The 16,319-nt window shown below is 54.4% G+C and carries 13 protein-coding genes; 6 read left to right on the forward strand and 7 right to left on the reverse strand.

Going from position 1 to position 16,319, the window contains the following annotated elements:
• Window positions 1–75: 75 nt before the first annotated feature.
• From ruvC to ruvB, 3 genes are all read left to right on the forward strand, one after another.
• Complete coding sequence (gene ruvC / locus SBO83_RS04630) at window positions 76–597, forward strand: crossover junction endodeoxyribonuclease RuvC (RefSeq protein ID WP_154147776.1); 522 nt, start codon at window positions 76–78, stop codon at window positions 595–597.
• Between the two features lie 96 nt (window positions 598–693).
• Complete coding sequence (gene ruvA, locus SBO83_RS04635; protein WP_396130618.1) at window positions 694–1,308, forward strand: Holliday junction branch migration protein RuvA; 615 nt, start codon at window positions 694–696, stop codon at window positions 1,306–1,308.
• 8 nt (window positions 1,309–1,316) lie between these two features.
• Entirely contained in the window at window positions 1,317–2,321 is a 1,005-nt protein-coding gene (gene ruvB / locus SBO83_RS04640; RefSeq protein WP_034790733.1) for a Holliday junction branch migration DNA helicase RuvB, read from the forward strand.
• Between the two features lie 66 nt (window positions 2,322–2,387).
• Here ruvB and znuB read toward each other — a convergent pair whose 3' ends face one another.
• Both znuB and znuC read right to left on the reverse strand, forming a co-directional pair.
• Window positions 2,388–3,173, reverse strand: coding sequence for a zinc ABC transporter permease subunit ZnuB (gene znuB / locus SBO83_RS04645; RefSeq protein WP_278880501.1), 786 nt, complete (start codon window positions 3,171–3,173; stop codon window positions 2,388–2,390).
• Window positions 3,170–3,928 (reverse strand): zinc ABC transporter ATP-binding protein ZnuC, encoded by a 759-nt coding sequence (gene znuC / locus SBO83_RS04650; RefSeq protein WP_396130619.1) that lies wholly within the window; start codon window positions 3,926–3,928, stop codon window positions 3,170–3,172. The genes znuB and znuC overlap by 4 nt, the downstream gene beginning before the upstream one ends.
• A 95-nt stretch (window positions 3,929–4,023) precedes the next feature.
• Here znuC and znuA point away from each other — a divergent pair, with 95 nt between their 5' ends.
• The 3 genes from znuA to lpxM all read left to right on the forward strand — a co-directional run bounded on the left by znuA (window position 4,024) and on the right by lpxM (window position 7,446).
• Window positions 4,024–4,956, forward strand: coding sequence for a zinc ABC transporter substrate-binding protein ZnuA (znuA, locus tag SBO83_RS04655; protein ID WP_353502169.1), 933 nt, complete (start codon window positions 4,024–4,026; stop codon window positions 4,954–4,956).
• Window positions 4,957–4,977: 21 nt separating this feature from the next.
• Entirely contained in the window at window positions 4,978–6,294 is a 1,317-nt protein-coding gene (gene mepM / locus SBO83_RS04660; protein ID WP_353502168.1) for a murein DD-endopeptidase MepM, read from the forward strand.
• A gap of 180 nt (window positions 6,295–6,474) precedes the next feature.
• Complete coding sequence (gene lpxM / locus SBO83_RS04665) at window positions 6,475–7,446, forward strand: lauroyl-Kdo(2)-lipid IV(A) myristoyltransferase (protein ID WP_353502167.1); 972 nt, start codon at window positions 6,475–6,477, stop codon at window positions 7,444–7,446.
• Window positions 7,447–7,519: 73 nt separating this feature from the next.
• Here lpxM and SBO83_RS04670 read toward each other — a convergent pair whose 3' ends face one another.
• From SBO83_RS04670 to pyk, 5 genes are all read right to left on the reverse strand, one after another.
• Window positions 7,520–8,743 carry an MFS transporter gene (locus tag SBO83_RS04670; protein ID WP_396130620.1) on the reverse strand — a complete coding sequence of 408 codons (1,224 nt, stop codon included), beginning with the start codon at window positions 8,741–8,743 and terminating at the stop codon, window positions 7,520–7,522.
• Window positions 8,744–8,851: 108 nt separating this feature from the next.
• On the reverse strand, window positions 8,852–11,233 hold the full coding sequence (locus SBO83_RS04675) for a GNAT family N-acetyltransferase (protein WP_396130621.1): 2,382 nt from the start codon (window positions 11,231–11,233) through the stop codon (window positions 8,852–8,854).
• A 23-nt stretch (window positions 11,234–11,256) separates the two neighbouring features.
• Window positions 11,257–12,561, reverse strand: coding sequence for a lysine N(6)-hydroxylase/L-ornithine N(5)-oxygenase family protein (locus SBO83_RS04680; RefSeq protein WP_449536232.1), 1,305 nt, complete (start codon window positions 12,559–12,561; stop codon window positions 11,257–11,259).
• Window positions 12,562–12,577: 16 nt separating this feature from the next.
• On the reverse strand, window positions 12,578–14,134 hold the full coding sequence (locus SBO83_RS04685; RefSeq protein ID WP_396130623.1) for a pyridoxal-dependent decarboxylase: 1,557 nt from the start codon (window positions 14,132–14,134) through the stop codon (window positions 12,578–12,580).
• Window positions 14,135–14,797: 663 nt separating this feature from the next.
• On the reverse strand, window positions 14,798–16,240 hold the full coding sequence (gene pyk, locus SBO83_RS04690; RefSeq protein WP_353502162.1) for a pyruvate kinase: 1,443 nt from the start codon (window positions 16,238–16,240) through the stop codon (window positions 14,798–14,800).
• Window positions 16,241–16,319: the final 79 nt, after the last annotated feature.

Below are 16,319 nucleotides of genomic sequence, written 5' to 3' on the forward strand. Positions count from 1 at the left end.
CGGCTATCCGCAGACCCTCTCTGCGGTCTATACTCCCCACTTATGCAAAACGACAACACAAGGCGTTGATTGGCTATGGCTATAATTCTGGGGATTGACCCCGGTTCACGCGTTACCGGCTATGGCATTATCCGCCAGACAGGGCGTCAACTCAGCTATCTCGGCAGCGGCTGTATTCGCACGGTAGTCGACGATATGCCGACCCGTTTAAAGCTAATTTATGCCGGCGTCAGCGAAATTATTACCCAATTTCATCCAGACTTTTTTGCCATCGAATCAGTATTTATGGCGAAAAACCCCGACTCGGCCCTCAAGCTGGGGCAGGCGCGGGGTGCGGCCATCGTGGCGGCGGTGAATCAGGATTTGCCGGTGTTTGAGTATGCCGCGCGGCAGGTGAAGCAGACGGTGGTCGGCACCGGCGCTGCTGAAAAGTCACAGGTGCAGCATATGGTACGTTCATTATTGAAACTGCCCGCTAACCCGCAGGCGGACGCCGCCGATGCCCTGGCGATTGCCATCACCCATTGCCACATGAGCCAAAACGCCATTCGTCTGAGCACGGATAAATTACAAATGGCACGCGGGCGGATGCGTTAGTGAGCTGAATCGCATTAGGCTGGATATTCATCCAGCCTTTTCTATGATATAAACAGCGCAGCATTTTGAAAATTTGATCCATAAAGGAAGGTGAAAGTGATAGGTCGACTCAGAGGCGTTATTCTGGAAAAACAGCCGCCGCTCGTGCTGTTGGAAACTAACGGCGTGGGCTACGAAGTCCATATGCCAATGACCTGTTTTTACGAATTACCAGATCTGGGTAAAGAAGCTATTATTTTCACGCAGTTTATTGTGCGTGAAGACGCGCAGTTACTCTACGGATTCAACGAAAAGCAAGAACGCGCGCTGTTCCGTGAATTGATCAAAGTAAACGGCGTCGGGCCAAAACTGGCGTTAGCCATTCTTTCCGGTATGTCGGCCCAGCAGTTCGTCAGCGCCGTCGAGAAAGAAGAGATCACCGCACTGATTAAATTACCCGGCGTGGGTAAGAAGACCGCAGAGCGTCTGGTAGTTGAAATGAAGGACCGCTTTAAAGGATTAAACGGCGATCTCTTTAGTAATCATACGGATATCACGCTACCGGCATCGTCCTCGACGACGAAAGAGTCTGATGCCGAAGGCGAAGCCGTCTCGGCCCTGATCTCTCTTGGCTATAAGCCGCCAGAGGCCAGCCGCATGATCAGCAAAATCGCCAAACCGGGTCTGGATTGTGAAACGTTGATTAGAGACGCGTTGCGCGCGGCTCTGTGAGGTAATAGATGATAGAAGCTGACCGCCTGATTTCGCCTGATGTTATCAGCGAAGAAGAAGTCATCGATCGTGCGATTCGCCCCAAGATGCTGTCCGAATATGTCGGTCAGCCTCACGTGCGTTCGCAAATGGAGATATTTATTCAGGCGGCCAAGCAGCGCGGTGATGCATTAGACCACTTGCTGATTTTTGGCCCGCCGGGATTGGGTAAAACCACGCTGGCCAACATCGTCGCCAACGAAATGGGCGTTAATCTGCGCACCACCTCGGGTCCGGTACTAGAGAAGGCGGGCGACTTAGCGGCCATGCTCACCAACCTCGAGCCGCATGACGTGCTGTTCATTGATGAGATCCACCGCCTGTCTCCCGTGGTTGAAGAGATTCTCTACCCAGCTATGGAAGATTATCAGTTAGATATCATGATTGGTGAAGGGCCAGCGGCGCGTTCTATCAAACTCGACCTGCCGCCGTTTACGCTGGTGGGCGCGACGACGCGCGCTGGCTCGCTAACCTCGCCGCTGCGCGACCGTTTTGGCATTGTTCAGCGTCTGGAGTTCTATCAAGTCGCCGACCTACAGCACATCGTTGGGCGCAGCGCCAGCTGTCTGGGCTTAGAGCTGTCGGAAGAGGGCGCGCACCAGATTGCTCGCCGCTCGCGCGGCACGCCGCGTATTGCCAACCGCCTGCTGCGACGGGTGCGTGACTTTGCTGAAGTGAAAGGTGATGGCACCATCGGTGGCGATATCGCCACCAGCGCGCTGGACATGCTGGACGTCGATGCCGAAGGTTTCGACTACATGGACCGCAAGCTGCTGCTGGCAATTATTGACAAGTTTACCGGCGGCCCGGTCGGCCTGGATAACCTTGCCGCCGCTATCGGCGAAGAGCGCGAAACCATCGAAGACGTGATTGAACCCTTCCTTATTCAGCAAGGTTTTATTCAACGTACCCCGCGCGGCCGCATGGCGACCAATCACGCCTATAAGCACTTTGGCATGACGCGCGAAGAGTAGAACTGCGCTGTTTGCAAATGACAAAAAAGGACGCCTTGGCGTCCTTTTTTTATGCGTCGAGCTGGGTCAGGCGACCTGTTTTTTGCTCAGGCTGAGCATAAACATAATTGCCGCGCTCAGCACCACCGACGGGCCAGCCGGCGTATCGTAGAAAGCCGAGAAAGTCAGGCCGCCGGACACCGCCAGAATACCCACGGCGATGGCGACCAACGCCATTTGCTCCGGCGTCTTTGCGAAGCGGCGGGCCGTGGCGGCTGGAATGATCAGCAAAGAGGTGATGATCAGCGCGCCGACAAACTTCATCGCCAAACCAATAGTCAATGCAGTCACCAGCATCAGCACGATGCGCGAGCGCTGTAGGTTAACGCCGTCAACGTGCGCCAGCTCTGGGCTGATGGTCATCGACAACAGCGAGCGCCACTGCCAGCAGAGCACGGCAATCACCACCACCACGCCAACGCCAATCATCCAGATATCGCTCAGCGTGACGGACAGCAGATCCCCAAACAGGTACGCCATTAAATCGACCCGCACGTTGGACATCAGGCTAACCACCACCAGACCCAGCGACAGCGCGCTGTGCGCCATAATGCCTAACAGGGTATCGACGGCCAGATGCGGTTTTCGCTCAAGGATCACCAGCAGCAGGGCCAGCAACAGGGTAACGGCAATCACAGCGTAGAAAGGATTGACGTTCAGCAGCAGGCCGAAGGCCACGCCGAGCAGGGAAGCGTGCGCCAGCGTGTCGCCGAAATAGGACATCCGTCGCCAGACCACAAAGGAGCCAAGCGGGCCCGCGGCCGTCGCCAGCAAAATCCCCGCCAGCCAGCCGGGGAGCAATAATTCAATCATGCGTCATGGCCTCCGCTTTTACGCAAAATAACTTTTCCTTTTAAATCATGACGATGATTGTGATGATGGCGATAAATAGCCAGCTGCTCGGCACCGCGATTGCCAAACATGGCGATAAATTCAGGGTGGGTCGACACCACTTCTGGCGAGCCAGAGCAGCAAATATGCTGGTTCAGACACAGCACTTCGTCGGTTTTCGCCATCACCAGATGCAGGTCGTGCGACACCATCAGCACCGCGCAGCCTAGCTCGCAGCGCAGGTTGTCTATCAGGTTATAGAGCGCGAGCTGGCCGTTAACGTCGACACCCTGAGTGGGCTCATCCAGCACCAGCAGCTGCGGATTATTCATCAAAGCACGAGCCAGCAGCACGCGCTGATTCTCGCCGCCGGAGAGTTTTTGCATCGGCTGGTCGAGTAGGTGCGCGGCCTGAACGCGTTTCAGGGCAGGGAGGATGTCGTCGCGCTTCACGCCGGGTTTGAGGCGCATAAAGCGACTAACCGTCAGCGGCATGGTGGCATCAAGATGCAATTTTTGCGGCACATAGCCGATACGCAGGCCCGGCTCGCGAGTCAGGGTTCCGCTGGTTGGCGGCACCAAGCCCAGCACGACGCGCACCAGGGTGGATTTCCCTGCGCCATTTGGGCCAAGCAGCGTAAGAATTTTACCGGGTTGTAATGTCAGAGAGATATCCGACAGCACGCGTCGATTGCCAAAGGCAACCGAGATTTTATTAAGTGTGGTTAGTGTGGGCATGTCAGTCTTGTCTTGCAGAACAAATCGAATGTTATAATATTGCATTTCCGTGAAAATAACCAGTTTTCACCTTTAAGATGAAGAGGTAATTCCAAATGACAGACCCAAAGAAGACCTTTAAACGGATTTTATTAGCGACAAGTTTGCTGAGTGCATGCGCGGTGACCAGCGCTCAGGCTGACGTCGTGGCTTCGGTCCGTCCATTGGGATTTATTGCCTCGGCGATTGCTGACGGCGTGACGCCTACCGAAGTGCTGCTGCCAGACGGCGCGTCACCACACGATTTCGCGCTTCGCCCCTCAGACCTGAAAAAAATACGCAGTGCCGATTTGGTGGTGTGGGTCGGTCCGGAAATGGAAGCCTACATGACCAAATCTGCCGCCCAACTGGGGCCAAATCGTCAGGTGGAAATTTCGGCATTACCGACGGTAAAACCGTTATTACAGAAAGGCAATGAAGAGGAAGAAGAGCACGATCACGACCACGCGGACGGCGGCCACGATCATCATCATGGTGAGTACAACATGCACGTTTGGATGTCGCCAGAGATAGCAAAACAGACGGCGATCGCGATCCACGCCAAATTATTGGAACTTATGCCACAAAACAAGGACAAATTAGACGCAAACTTGCGTCAGTTTGAGGACGGCTTGACACAAGTTGACAAAAACCTTGGTAAGATGCTGCAGCCTGTGCAGGGTAAGGGATATTTCGTTTTTCATGATGCCTATGGCTATTTCGAAAAACACTTTGGCCTTTCGCCACTTGGCCACTTTACGGTCAACCCCGAAATCCAACCCGGCGCGCAGCGATTACATCTCATTCGAACTCAGTTGGTTGAGCAGAAAGCAGTCTGTGTTTTTGCTGAGCCACAATTCAGGCCGGCCGTAATCAATGCCGTTGCCCAAGGGACAACAGTGCGTATGGGCACATTGGATCCGTTGGGAAGCGGCATCGCATTGGGTAAGGACAGTTATGTGAACTTCCTGTCACATCTGACTAACCAGTACGTGAGCTGCCTGAAGTAAGATTAAAAGGACCGTATTAAAGTGCAGCTGATAGCCCGCTCTATCGCTCTGGCGTATAACAACCTTCCACGGCCCCACCGCGTCATGCTGGGGTCGCTTACCGTAGTTACTCTCGCAGTAGCCGTATGGAAACCGTTCGTTTACCACCCAGAACAAAACCCTATCGTTAAACATATCGAACTCGACAGCGAGCAAGTACGTTCGCTGCTCCCTGAAGCCAGTGAACCCATCGACCAGCCGCCGCCTGCGGAAGACATTCCACAAGACGATCTCGACGAAAAAGTTGAATCTGAAACGGGCGTGCACGAGTACGTGGTTTCCACCGGCGATACCCTAAGCAGCATCCTCAACCAGTACGGTATCGATATGTCCGATATCTCCGCGCTGGCGTCGACCAACAGCGATTTGCGTAATTTGAAAGTCGGTCAGCAGCTGTCATGGACAGTCAATGACGACGGTGAATTACAGCGCGTGGTGTGGGAGAAGTCGCGTCGTGAGACTTACACGTATGACCGTTCTGGCTCCGGCTTTAAAGCCAGCCTGGAGACGCTTAAAGGTGAGTGGCAAGACAGCGTGCTGAAAGGGCGTCTGGACGGCAGTTTTGTCGCCAGTGCCAAAGCCGCCGGGCTTTCCAGCGGTGAGATCAGTTCAGTCGTCAAAGCCTTGCAGTGGCAGTTAGACTTCAAAAAACTGCGTAAAGGCGATGAGTTCGCGGTGCTGATGTCCCGCGAAGTGCTGGACGGCAAGAGCGAGCAGAGCCACCTGCAGGGCGTGCGTATGCGCAGCAGCGGCAAAGATTATTACGCCATTCGGGCCGAAGACGGTAAGTTCTACGATCGCAATGGTAGCGGCTTAGCCCGCGGTTTCTTACGATTCCCCACCATCAAGCAGTTCCGCGTTTCCTCTAACTTTAACCCGCGTCGTTTGAACCCGGTGACTGGCCGTATTGCACCGCACCGTGGCGTTGACTTCGCTGTGCCAGTGGGCACCCCGGTGTTGGCAGTGGGTGATGGTGAAGTCATGGTGGCGAAAAATGGCGGTGCGGCGGGCAACTACATTGCCATCCGTCACGGCCGCCAGTACATGACGCGCTACATGCACCTGCGCAAAATCCTGGTTAAACCGGGTCAGAAGATTAAACGTGGCGATCGCATCGCGTTGTCCGGCAACACCGGGCGCTCTACCGGGCCACACCTGCACTTTGAAATGTGGATTAACCAGCTGGCCGTCAATCCGTTGACCGCCAAGTTGCCGCGTTCAGAAGGGCTGACGGGTAAAGATCGCGCTGACTATCTGGCTACGGTCAAACAAGTTATTCCGCAGTTGAAGCTGAATTAATTCCGCAAATCAGTTTGTTTCGGCGTAACGCTGACGTTTCAGGCACTCTTTTAAGACGTGCCTGAAGCGCTTTTTGCGTCTTTCTGCTCCGACGAGATGGTGAGTTTCTTTGCAAAATCATGCACTACACTTATCATTGTCCGAATTATTGTTTTAAGAGCTATGTATTCAGAGCCATCTATGCAGCCAGAGAAAAAATCGAACGTCGAATTTATTCCAGAATTTCAGAAAGCCTTTTACCATCCGCGTTACTGGGGGGTATGGCTTGGCGTCGGTGCTATGGCCGCAATGGCGTATGTTCCAGTCAAAGTCCGTGACCCGATTTTGGGCAGCCTGGGCCGACTGGCGGGCAAGCTCGCTAAAGGCGCGCGCCGCCGTGCCCGAATCAATTTGCTGTACTGCATGCCGGAAGTGCCTGAAGCCGAGCGCGAACACATCATTGATGAGATGTTTGCCGCCGCGCCGCAGTCGATGGTGATGATGGCCGAGCTGGCCTGCCGCGCGCCTGAGAAGGTGCTGAGCCGCGTTAAGTGGCACGGCAAGGAGATTGTCGACCAGATGCAGGCCGACGGCAAAAACGTCATTTTTTTGGTGCCGCACGGCTGGGCGGTGGATATCCCCGCGATGCTGATGGCCGCCACCGGGCAACCTATGGCCGCCATGTTCCATAATCAGAAAAACCCGTTGACAGATTATCTGTGGAACAGCGTGCGTCGTCGCTTTGGCGGCCGTATGCACGCGCGCAATGACGGCATCAAGCCGTTTATCAGCTCAGTGCGTCAGGGGTATTGGGGCTATTACTTGCCGGATCAGGACCATGGCGCGGAGCACAGCGAGTTCGTGGATTTCTTCGCCACCTACAAGGCGACGCTGCCCGCGGTAGGGCGTCTGATGAAGGTTTGCCGCGCGTCCATCGTTCCACTGTTCCCAGTGTACAACGGCCACGAGCATCGTTTGGATATCTATATTCGCCCGCCAATGGACGATTTAGCCACCGCCGACGACACCCAAATTGCCCGTCGCATGAATGAAGAGGTTGAACTGCTGGTAGGGCCGAACCCCGAGCAGTACACCTGGATCCTCAAGCTGCTGAAAACCCGCAAGCCGGGGGAAGAAGAGCCGTACTCCCGCGACGAGCTTTTCCCTAAGTAATCTGCCGAGTTAGCTCCCAATAGAACGTAAAAAGGCCGAGATCATCTCAGCCTTTTGCTTTCGCGGTTTGACCTCAGTTGGTCGGTTTTTTACGCGAGGTTAAGAACAGGGTGATCAACAGAGTTCCCGCCACGCCGCTCAGCAGCGTGAACTGGTTGAAACGGGCATTGCCGGCGGCGAAGTAGAGCAGCTTGGCGACTTCAATCCCCAGCGCAAACACTAAGATAGTGATCAGCCCCAGCGCCGCCGCCACGGTGCCTTTTCCCACCGAGCTTGAGAACAGCGTCAGGCGATATAAGCCTGCATTGACCAATCCTGAACCCATCGCGTACAAGCCCAAGCCGCCAATCACCCACCCCCATGCGTGAGCAAAGAAGGTGGCGGCCACGGCGGTGATTGCCAGCCCAAGCACGATCGGCACGATGCCCAGCCAAATTGGCGTGGTGACTTTCACTTTGCCGCTGAGCTTGGTGAGCAGCAGATTGCCGATGATCAGACCGGCAAAAATCGGCACTTGCAGCCAGCCATATTGCAGTGGCGACATGCCCGCGTCCTGAATCAGAATCACCGGCGACTGCGCCACCCACGCCAGCAGTGGCAGGGTGATAAGCCCGATCGACAGTGAACCAAACACCACGCTTTTATTGCCCAGCACCTGTCCGTAATCGGCCAGCAGGCGGCGGAAGGAGAACGGCTGGCCGTCGCGCGGCGCGGTTTCCGGCATGCTGCGCCATAAGCCCCACCATGCCAGCAGCGACACCAGCGCAAACAGCCCAAACATGGCTTTCCACGGCGCGTAGTGAATAAAGGCCGCGCCCGCCAAAGGCCCGAGCAGAGGCGCGATCAGCGTGACGTTGGCCATCAGCGCCATCAGCTTGATGCTCAAACTTTCGTTAAAGGCTTCCTGAATCGCGGCGTAACCCACGGCGCCGATAAAGCACAGGCTCATACCTTGCAGGAAACGCATCAAAATAAATTGCTCAATGCTTTGGGTCAGTAAGGTGCCGAGGCAGGTGACGACAAAGAAAGCCACGCCGGTGAGTAATACCGGACGGCGCCCCAGTCTGTCAGACAGCGGCCCGAGCAGCCATTGCAGCATGATGCCGCCACACAGGTAGGCAGTGAGGGAGGCCGATACCCAGTCGGCGCGGGCGCTAAAGTCACTAATGACCTGTAGCATGCCAGGCTGGATCATGTCATGGGCGATATAAGTTGCGAATTCAAATAACACCAGCGAGAGCGGAAACAGCCACTGCCGACGCCCAAGCCGTTCTGCGGGTTGAAACACGGACGACATATCAAACTCCATACCCAGTATGTCTGGGTAATATTTTCAAGGTTCCAGAAAACTGAAAAACGCGGCCTGCAAAGGCCGCGCTGAATAACTGCATAAAACGGTGAACGATCAGTTTTTATAGCGAGCAATCGGGTTGTCTAGGGTACCGGCGAATTTCAGGTTTTGCGCCGGATCTGACAGATTGATCATCTGCTGGTTATTGGCCAGTTGCAGGCGGTTGAGGCAAGAGTGGGTGAACTCCGCGCCAAACATGTCGTAACGGGCAAACTTCTCCGCCAGCTCAGGATATTGCTGCTGGTAGTCGTGCACGGTATCGGCGACCACTTTCCAGAAGTCATCGGCAGACATCAGGTTTTGCTCTTCCAGAATGCGCGAGATAAAGCGGAACACTCCGGCGAACACGTCGGTGAAGATAGACAGGATCTTCAGCTGCTCAGGCACGTCCACGGCAAGGCGTTTGGCCTTCTCCGGCAGCTTGGCGTCCGGGTTCATCACCGCAATCTCTTCGGCAATGTCCTTCATGTAGGCTTTGACCGGAATATTGTTTTCGAACAGCAGGATCAGGTTCTCGCCGTGGGGCATAAACACTAAATCATAGTGATAGAAGCAGTGCAGCAGCGGGCTGAGGTAAGCCGTGGTGTAGCGTTTGAGCCAGTCGGCGGCGTCCAATCCTGAAGATTTAATCATCTCAACAATCAGCGCATCGCCGTTGAAGTCAGTGTGCAGCAGTGACGCCATGGTCATCAGGCGCTGGTTTGGCTGCAACCAGGCCACCGGGTTTTGTCGCCACAGCGCGGCAAACATCTTCTTGTAAGCACTGGCGCCTTTAATCGCATTTTCGAAATAGTGGTTGTGATAACCGAGGGAGGCCACTTCTTGCAGAATGCTAAAGCCGTTGGCTTGCAGATAGGCGTCGTTTTCCACCAATTCGGCCAGCCACTCGTTAATGCCCGGCGTGGTGGCCATGTAGTAAGGCGACAGCCCGCGCATAAAGCCCATGTTCAGGATAGAGAGCGCGGTTTTCACATAGCGATGGGTCGGCTGGCTGGCATTGAAGAAGGTGCGAATCGACTGCTGCGCCAGATAGTCATCTTCCCCTTCACCTAAGTAAATCAGGTAATTACGCGCAATATCCGGCGCAAACACGGTTAGCAGCTTGTTCTGCCACTGCCAGGGGTGAACCGGCATAAAGTAGTAATTTTTGGGATCGAGGTTGCGGTCAGTCAGCTGCTGAGTGAAAGCCTGAATCTGCTTTTCACCCAGCTCTTCGGCGATCAGCTTTTCATACGGCAAGCCCTCGACGCTGGCGAAGTGCGCCTTATCGTGATGCACCGCCACCCACACCAGCTTCAGCGGGCTGGCGGCTTCTGGCGCGTAGCGCACATAGTCGGCGGCGTCGAAGCCAATGCGGCCGTTATTGGCAATGAAGCTCGGGTGCCCTTCGGTCATGCTGGTTTCCACGGTCTGGAAGTCAGCCTGACTCAGCGATTTGGCGGTGCTGTGGTTGTTTTCCAGCTTCCACGCGCTGCCGTACAAGGTGCTGGAAATCTCTTCCATGTAGGTCGGCAGCATAGCCTGCGAAATACCGATTTGTTCGGCAAATTCGATGATGAACTGCAAGGCATCCAGCGGCTGCGGCGCGAGATTGTCTAGGCGCTGGATACTGTCGAGATCAATCAGCCAGTCGTTCAGCGGCAGCAGGCGAGCGCGGAAACGGTACTCCACCTCGCTGGCCGGGGCGGTCAACTGGTACTCGCTCCAGTGCTCGTCGCTCTTCAGCGCTTTAGGTTCAATCAGCCGCTCGTGGGCTAACTCGGACAAGCATTTACGCAGCAGCAGGGCGTTGGCCTTGGCCCAGTTGGCCGGATGAAGGTGCTTGCCGGTTTGCATGGCGGCAGGGTGTTTCGACATGTTTTGTTCCTTTTGGCGGGCCAGTAAATAGTCTTCACGCTCACAAAAAGCCAGCCACGCGGTTTTATGAGGCAGAGTGATTTGGCGCTGGTATTGGAAACCGGCGCGTTTATTCAGGCGATGGATCTTGTCATTGCGCACGTCCGGCTCCACCACCACGCGCAGCACCTCCGGCAGGCTGAACAGATACTCCATTACGGTGGAGAACACCTGCCAGCTGAAGTCCGGCAGCGGGCGGTCGGCTGGGGCCAGCAGAATGTGCATGCCGATATCACCGGGCTGGACGTCGTAATGCTCGTGCAGCGGGTCTTCCTGCACCGGATAGCACTCAATCAAAAACGCCGGTTTGCCATCGTGCTCGCCCATCAGCGCGGCGTGAGGGTTGCTGGCGGTCAGCTCACGGTAAAACTTCTCCACGTCGTCGCGGTGGCTGTCGAGCATGCCCCAGAATTTGGCATAGGGCTTGGTCATCCAGCTATGCAGGGTGTCGGCGTCCTGCGGAAATTTCAGCGGTCGCAGCGTCAGGTTTCCGGCATCGCGCGAGCGGGAAAACAGCGTCTTGGGCAGCGTATCAAACATGGTCATGTCTCCTTGATTAGGGGTTATTCACCCAGTTCGCGGGCGCAAAATGTCTGGAACGCGATGGATTTTTCAATCGGGTAAATATCGTCATTGAGCATGGCGCGGATGATGCTGCTGTTGCGGTAGCAGGCCATGCCTAAGTCTGGCGTGACGAAGCCGTGGGTGTGCAGCTCGGCGTTTTGCACAAAAATCTGGTTATTGGCGTCAATGCTGTAGTTGCGATTGACCGCAAAACGCCCGGCGTCGTCCCACTGAATGCGCGAGTGAATGCCTTCAATGCACTGCGGCGGCTGGTAGCTATAGCCGGTCGCTAAAATCACCGATTCGGTATTGTGGCGATACTCCTGCTGCTGCTCTTGTTGCAGGAAGGTCATGTCCAGCGTGCCGTCAGGGTTGCGGCACATGGCGGTTAATTCGGAATGGGTGTAGAGATTGACATTCAGCGGTCCGTCGAGCCGCTTGGTGTACATCAGGTCATAAATGTCATTGATTAGGCTGATGTTAATGCCTTTATATAACCCCTTTTGCTCGCGATTAAGCTGATCGCGCTTGCTCATCGGCAGCTGGTGGAAGTAGTCGATATACTCCGGCGAGGTCATCTCCAGCGTCAGTTTGCTGTACTCCAGCGGGTAGAAGCGCGGCGCGCGCGTCACCCACGTCAGCTGGTAGTCATGTTTTTCGATGTCGGAAAGCAGGTCATAGTAGATTTCCGCCGCGCTTTGACCACTGCCCACCACGGTGATGGATTTCGAGCTTTGCACCTGCTCTTTGTTCGGCAAATAGGCGCTGGAGTGGTGAATTTGCTGGCTCACGCCGCGCGAGCAGGGCGGCATCCAGGCCGACGGGCCGGTGCCAAGCACCAGTCGCTTAGCCTGGTATACGGCTTTTTCGCTGCTCTGCGTGGACTGGGTGTGCACCAGATAGCACTGCTTGGCTTCGTCCCAGATGACCATTTCGACGCGAGTAGCGAATTTCAAATTAGACAGTTCGCTGCACACCCACTGGCAGTACTGGTTGAACTCTTTGCGCATCATGAAGAAGTTTTCACGGATGTAGAAAGAGTAGATTTTGCCTTTTTGCTTCAGGTAGTTTAGGAAGCTGAAGCGGCTGGTTGGGTCTGCCAGCGTCACCAAATCCGCCATAAACGGGGTTTGCAGCATGGCACTCTCCAGCATCATGCCGGTGTGCCAGTCAAAGCCCGGATTTTGGTCGATAAACAGCCCGTTGAGCTGCTCAATCGGGTCCGTCAGGCAGGCCAGTCCGAGGTTAAACGGGCCGATGCCCACGGCGATAAAATCATAGGTTTGAGTGCTGTTTTGCGTCATAGACATAGTGTGTTCCTTACTCGCCAGTTCCTTGATGAAAAGCTGAGCTAAGCGCTGCGCTGGTCAGCTCTTTGCCGTAATGCACAATCAGACCAATCACGTCGGCAATGTCTGCGGGGGAGGTGGCTGGATTGAGCAGGGTAAATTTCAAATACTGGCGTTGATCCACTTTGGTACCGGCGATCACCGCATTGCCCGAGCGGAAAATGGCTTTGCGAATATCGGCATTTACCGCGTCAAGCTGCTCGTCGCTCAGCGACTGGCGCGGCACAAAGCGGAACACCAGAGTGCTGAGTTCAGGCTTATGCAGCACTTCAATATTCTGGTGATTCACCATCTGCTGGTGGCCTTCAACCGCCAATGCCAGCAGGGTGTCGAAGGACTCGCCCAGCGCCTGCTGGCCCATGATGCGCAGCGTCAGCCACATTTTCAGGGCGTCAAAGCGGCGGGTGGTTTGAATGCTCTTGTTGACCAAGTTCGGCGTACCTTCCAGCTTGGCGCTCAGTGGATTGAGGTAGTCGGCGTACCAAGCGACATGCTCGAAATGCTTCTGGTCGTTGACGAAGAACGCGCTGCAACTCACCGGCTGGAAGAAGGATTTGTGGTAATCGACGGTGACGGAATCCGCTAATTCAATACCCTCAATGCGCTGGCGGTGCTGCGGCGATACCAGCAGGCCGCAGCCGTAGGCGGCATCTACGTGCATCCAGATGTTTTCGCTGCGGCATACCTGCGAGATTTCGTGCAGCGGGTCGATGCTACCGAAGTCGGTGGTGCCGGCGGTAGCGACCACGGCGATAGGGATCAGCCCTTCGGCGTGGCAGCGCGCCATCTCTTGCTTCAAGGCGTCGGCGTCCATGCGGAAAGCGTCATCGCAGGCCACGGGCACTACGGCGTCATAGCCAAGGCCGAGCAGGGCGGCGGATTTTTGGATGCTGAAGTGGCTCACCTGCGAGGTGAAAATGCGCCAGCGATTGGCGTCTGACGGCAGCCCTTGATACTTGATGCTGTGTTCAGGATGAGTGCGTTTGCAGAAGGCGTCGCGGGCCAGCAGCATCGCCATCAGGTTAGACTGGGTGCCACCGCTGGTGAAAATGCCGTCCGACTGCGGGCCGAATTTGATCCGCGCCAGCGTCCAGTCAATCACCTTTTGCTCAATCAGTGTGCCGCCTGCGCTCTGGTCCCAAGTATCCACTGAAGAGTTGATGGCGCTGATAAACAGTTCGGCTAATTGGGCCGGAACCACCGTCGGGCAATTAAGATGCGCGATATATTTTGGGTGATGAAAATAGACCGCATGTTGCAGATATAAATCATCTAATTCTTCCAGCGCCAATCGGGTGCCGGGCAGGGGCTGGGTCAGGTCAATATGGCGAAACTGATCGGCTAATTCTGCTGGAGTAATGCCGGAAAAAGGTTTTTCCTTGTTATTAATATGGCCTTTGATTATTTCAAGGCCATTTTCAATGTGTTTTTGCCACTCATCTGTGGAGTGTTGATTGAAAATAAAACCCTGATTTTCATTTACCATTTCGTGGGTAAAAGAGAGTTCGGAATAATTTATTTGGCTCATGAAACATTCCTTTTGCTATCCGTTTGGGCTTGCAGCAGGCGTGGGGAAGCCGCCAGCCTTAGCCGGGATAGTTAAATTAAGTTTATTAGTCATCAGGCACGGGCAAGCGCCGCGCTAATGCGAGTTGAGTATAATGATATTTAGTTAAGGTAAATTATCAGTCTTTTGTCTTGAGTAAATTCCTGTGATTGGCATTTTTTAGGTCATTAACCGATGAAGAACATTATAAATGCAAATCATTATCATTCAATGACAATGATAAACATTCTCATCAAAGTAGCATCGTTAATGATATTTTGTGATCTGCATCACGTTTTTGTGGGGTTTTGGCCGTTCTGGGGCATATTCACATAGGATCTTTCTACATTTGTTATTCCAAATGACGCCTTTACGCCAGGTTTTAAATAACAAATAAGGAATATTATCCATTAATAACATTGTGTCTTTTGATTGTTGCTAGCTAATCCATTATTACAATGTGGAATTACAAAGCACAAAAATAGCGGATAAATAAAGCGGAATATTAATCTTGAGGTGAATTTATTGTGCATAAAATGAATAGCGCGGAGGGAATAATATGAAAAAGCCGATTCCATAGAATCGGCTTTTTATTACTAGATTATTACTAAGCGGAGGTGACTCCCCTTATGGTTGGACGGGTTATTACTCTACTCGTAATACGCGGCTGGTATTTGTTGTGCCGACGGTACTCATGACATCACCCTGAGTGACGATCACTAAATCACCGGATAATAGATAACCCTTGTCGCGCAGCAGGGTAACGGCGTCGTGCGCGGCGGCCACGCCATCATTATTGCTGTCGAAGAACACCGGAGTAACACCACGGTAGATGGCGGTGAGGTTCAGGGTGTGCTCATGGCGCGACATGGCGAAGATTGGCAGGCCGGAGCTGATACGTGACATCATCAGCGCGGTGCGACCAGACTCGGTCATGGCGATAAGCGCCGTTACGCCTTTCAAGTGGTTAGCGGCATACATAGAAGACATGGCAATAGCTTCTTCAATGTTGTCGAACTCCACGTCGAGACGGTGTTTAGAGACGTTAATGCTTGGGATCTTCTCCGCGCCCAGACACACGCGGGCCATGGCGGCTACTGTCTCAGACGGGTATTGACCCGCGGCGGTTTCCGCAGAGAGCATCACGGCGTCGGTGCCATCAAGCACGGCGTTAGCCACGTCCATGACTTCAGCACGGGTCGGCATTGGGTTGGTAATCATCGACTCCATCATCTGGGTTGCGGTGATCACGGCACGGTTCAGCTGGCGAGCGCGGCGGATCAGCTTCTTCTGAATCCCTACCAGCTCTGGGTCCCCGATTTCCACACCCAAATCGCCACGTGCAACCATCACCACGTCAGAGGCCAGAATGATGTCATCCATGGCGGCGTCAGTTGCCACTGCTTCGGCGCGTTCTACTTTAGAAACGATTTGCGCGTTGCAGCCTGCGTCACGGGCCAGACGGCGAGCGTAGTTCAGGTCTTCGCCAGTGCGCGGGAAGGAGACGGCCAAATAGTCGACGCCAATTTTTGCGGCGGTGATGATATCGGCTTTGTCTTTTTCGGTCAGGGCTTCGGCTGAAAGGCCACCGCCCAGCTTGTTGATGCCTTTATTGTTGGACAGCGGGCCGCCAACGGTGACTTCGGTAAAGACTTTCATGCCCTGAACTTCGAGCACTTTGAGCTGCACGCGACCATCGTCGAGCAGCAGAATATCGCCGGGAACCACGTCGGCCGGTAAGCCTTTATAGTCGATGCCGACTTTCTCTTTATCGCCTTCGCCTTTGCTCATGTTGGCGTCGAGCAGGAATTTATCGCCGATGTTCAGGAAGACTTTGCCTTCCTTAAAGGTCGATACGCGGATTTTAGGACCTTGCAGGTCACCGAGGATGGCAACGTGGCGCCCGAGGCGGGCGGCGATTTCGCGCACTTTGTTAGCGCGAATAATGTGGTCTTCAACGGTTCCGTGGGAGAAATTCATCCGAACTACGTTGGCGCCGGCGGCAATAATCTTTTCCAGATTATTATCACGGTCTGTAGCAGGGCCGAGGGTAGTAACAATTTTGGTTCTTCTGAGCCTTCTGGACATGTATTACTCCGTTGACTGGTGAACATTTGTCGTGCAAAAAACAGCGGTAACCTACTTCGGTGCGGTGTGTGATTTTAAG

The organism is Ewingella allii (genome assembly GCF_044430645.1).
GTDB lineage: Bacteria > Pseudomonadota > Gammaproteobacteria > Enterobacterales > Enterobacteriaceae > Ewingella > Ewingella allii.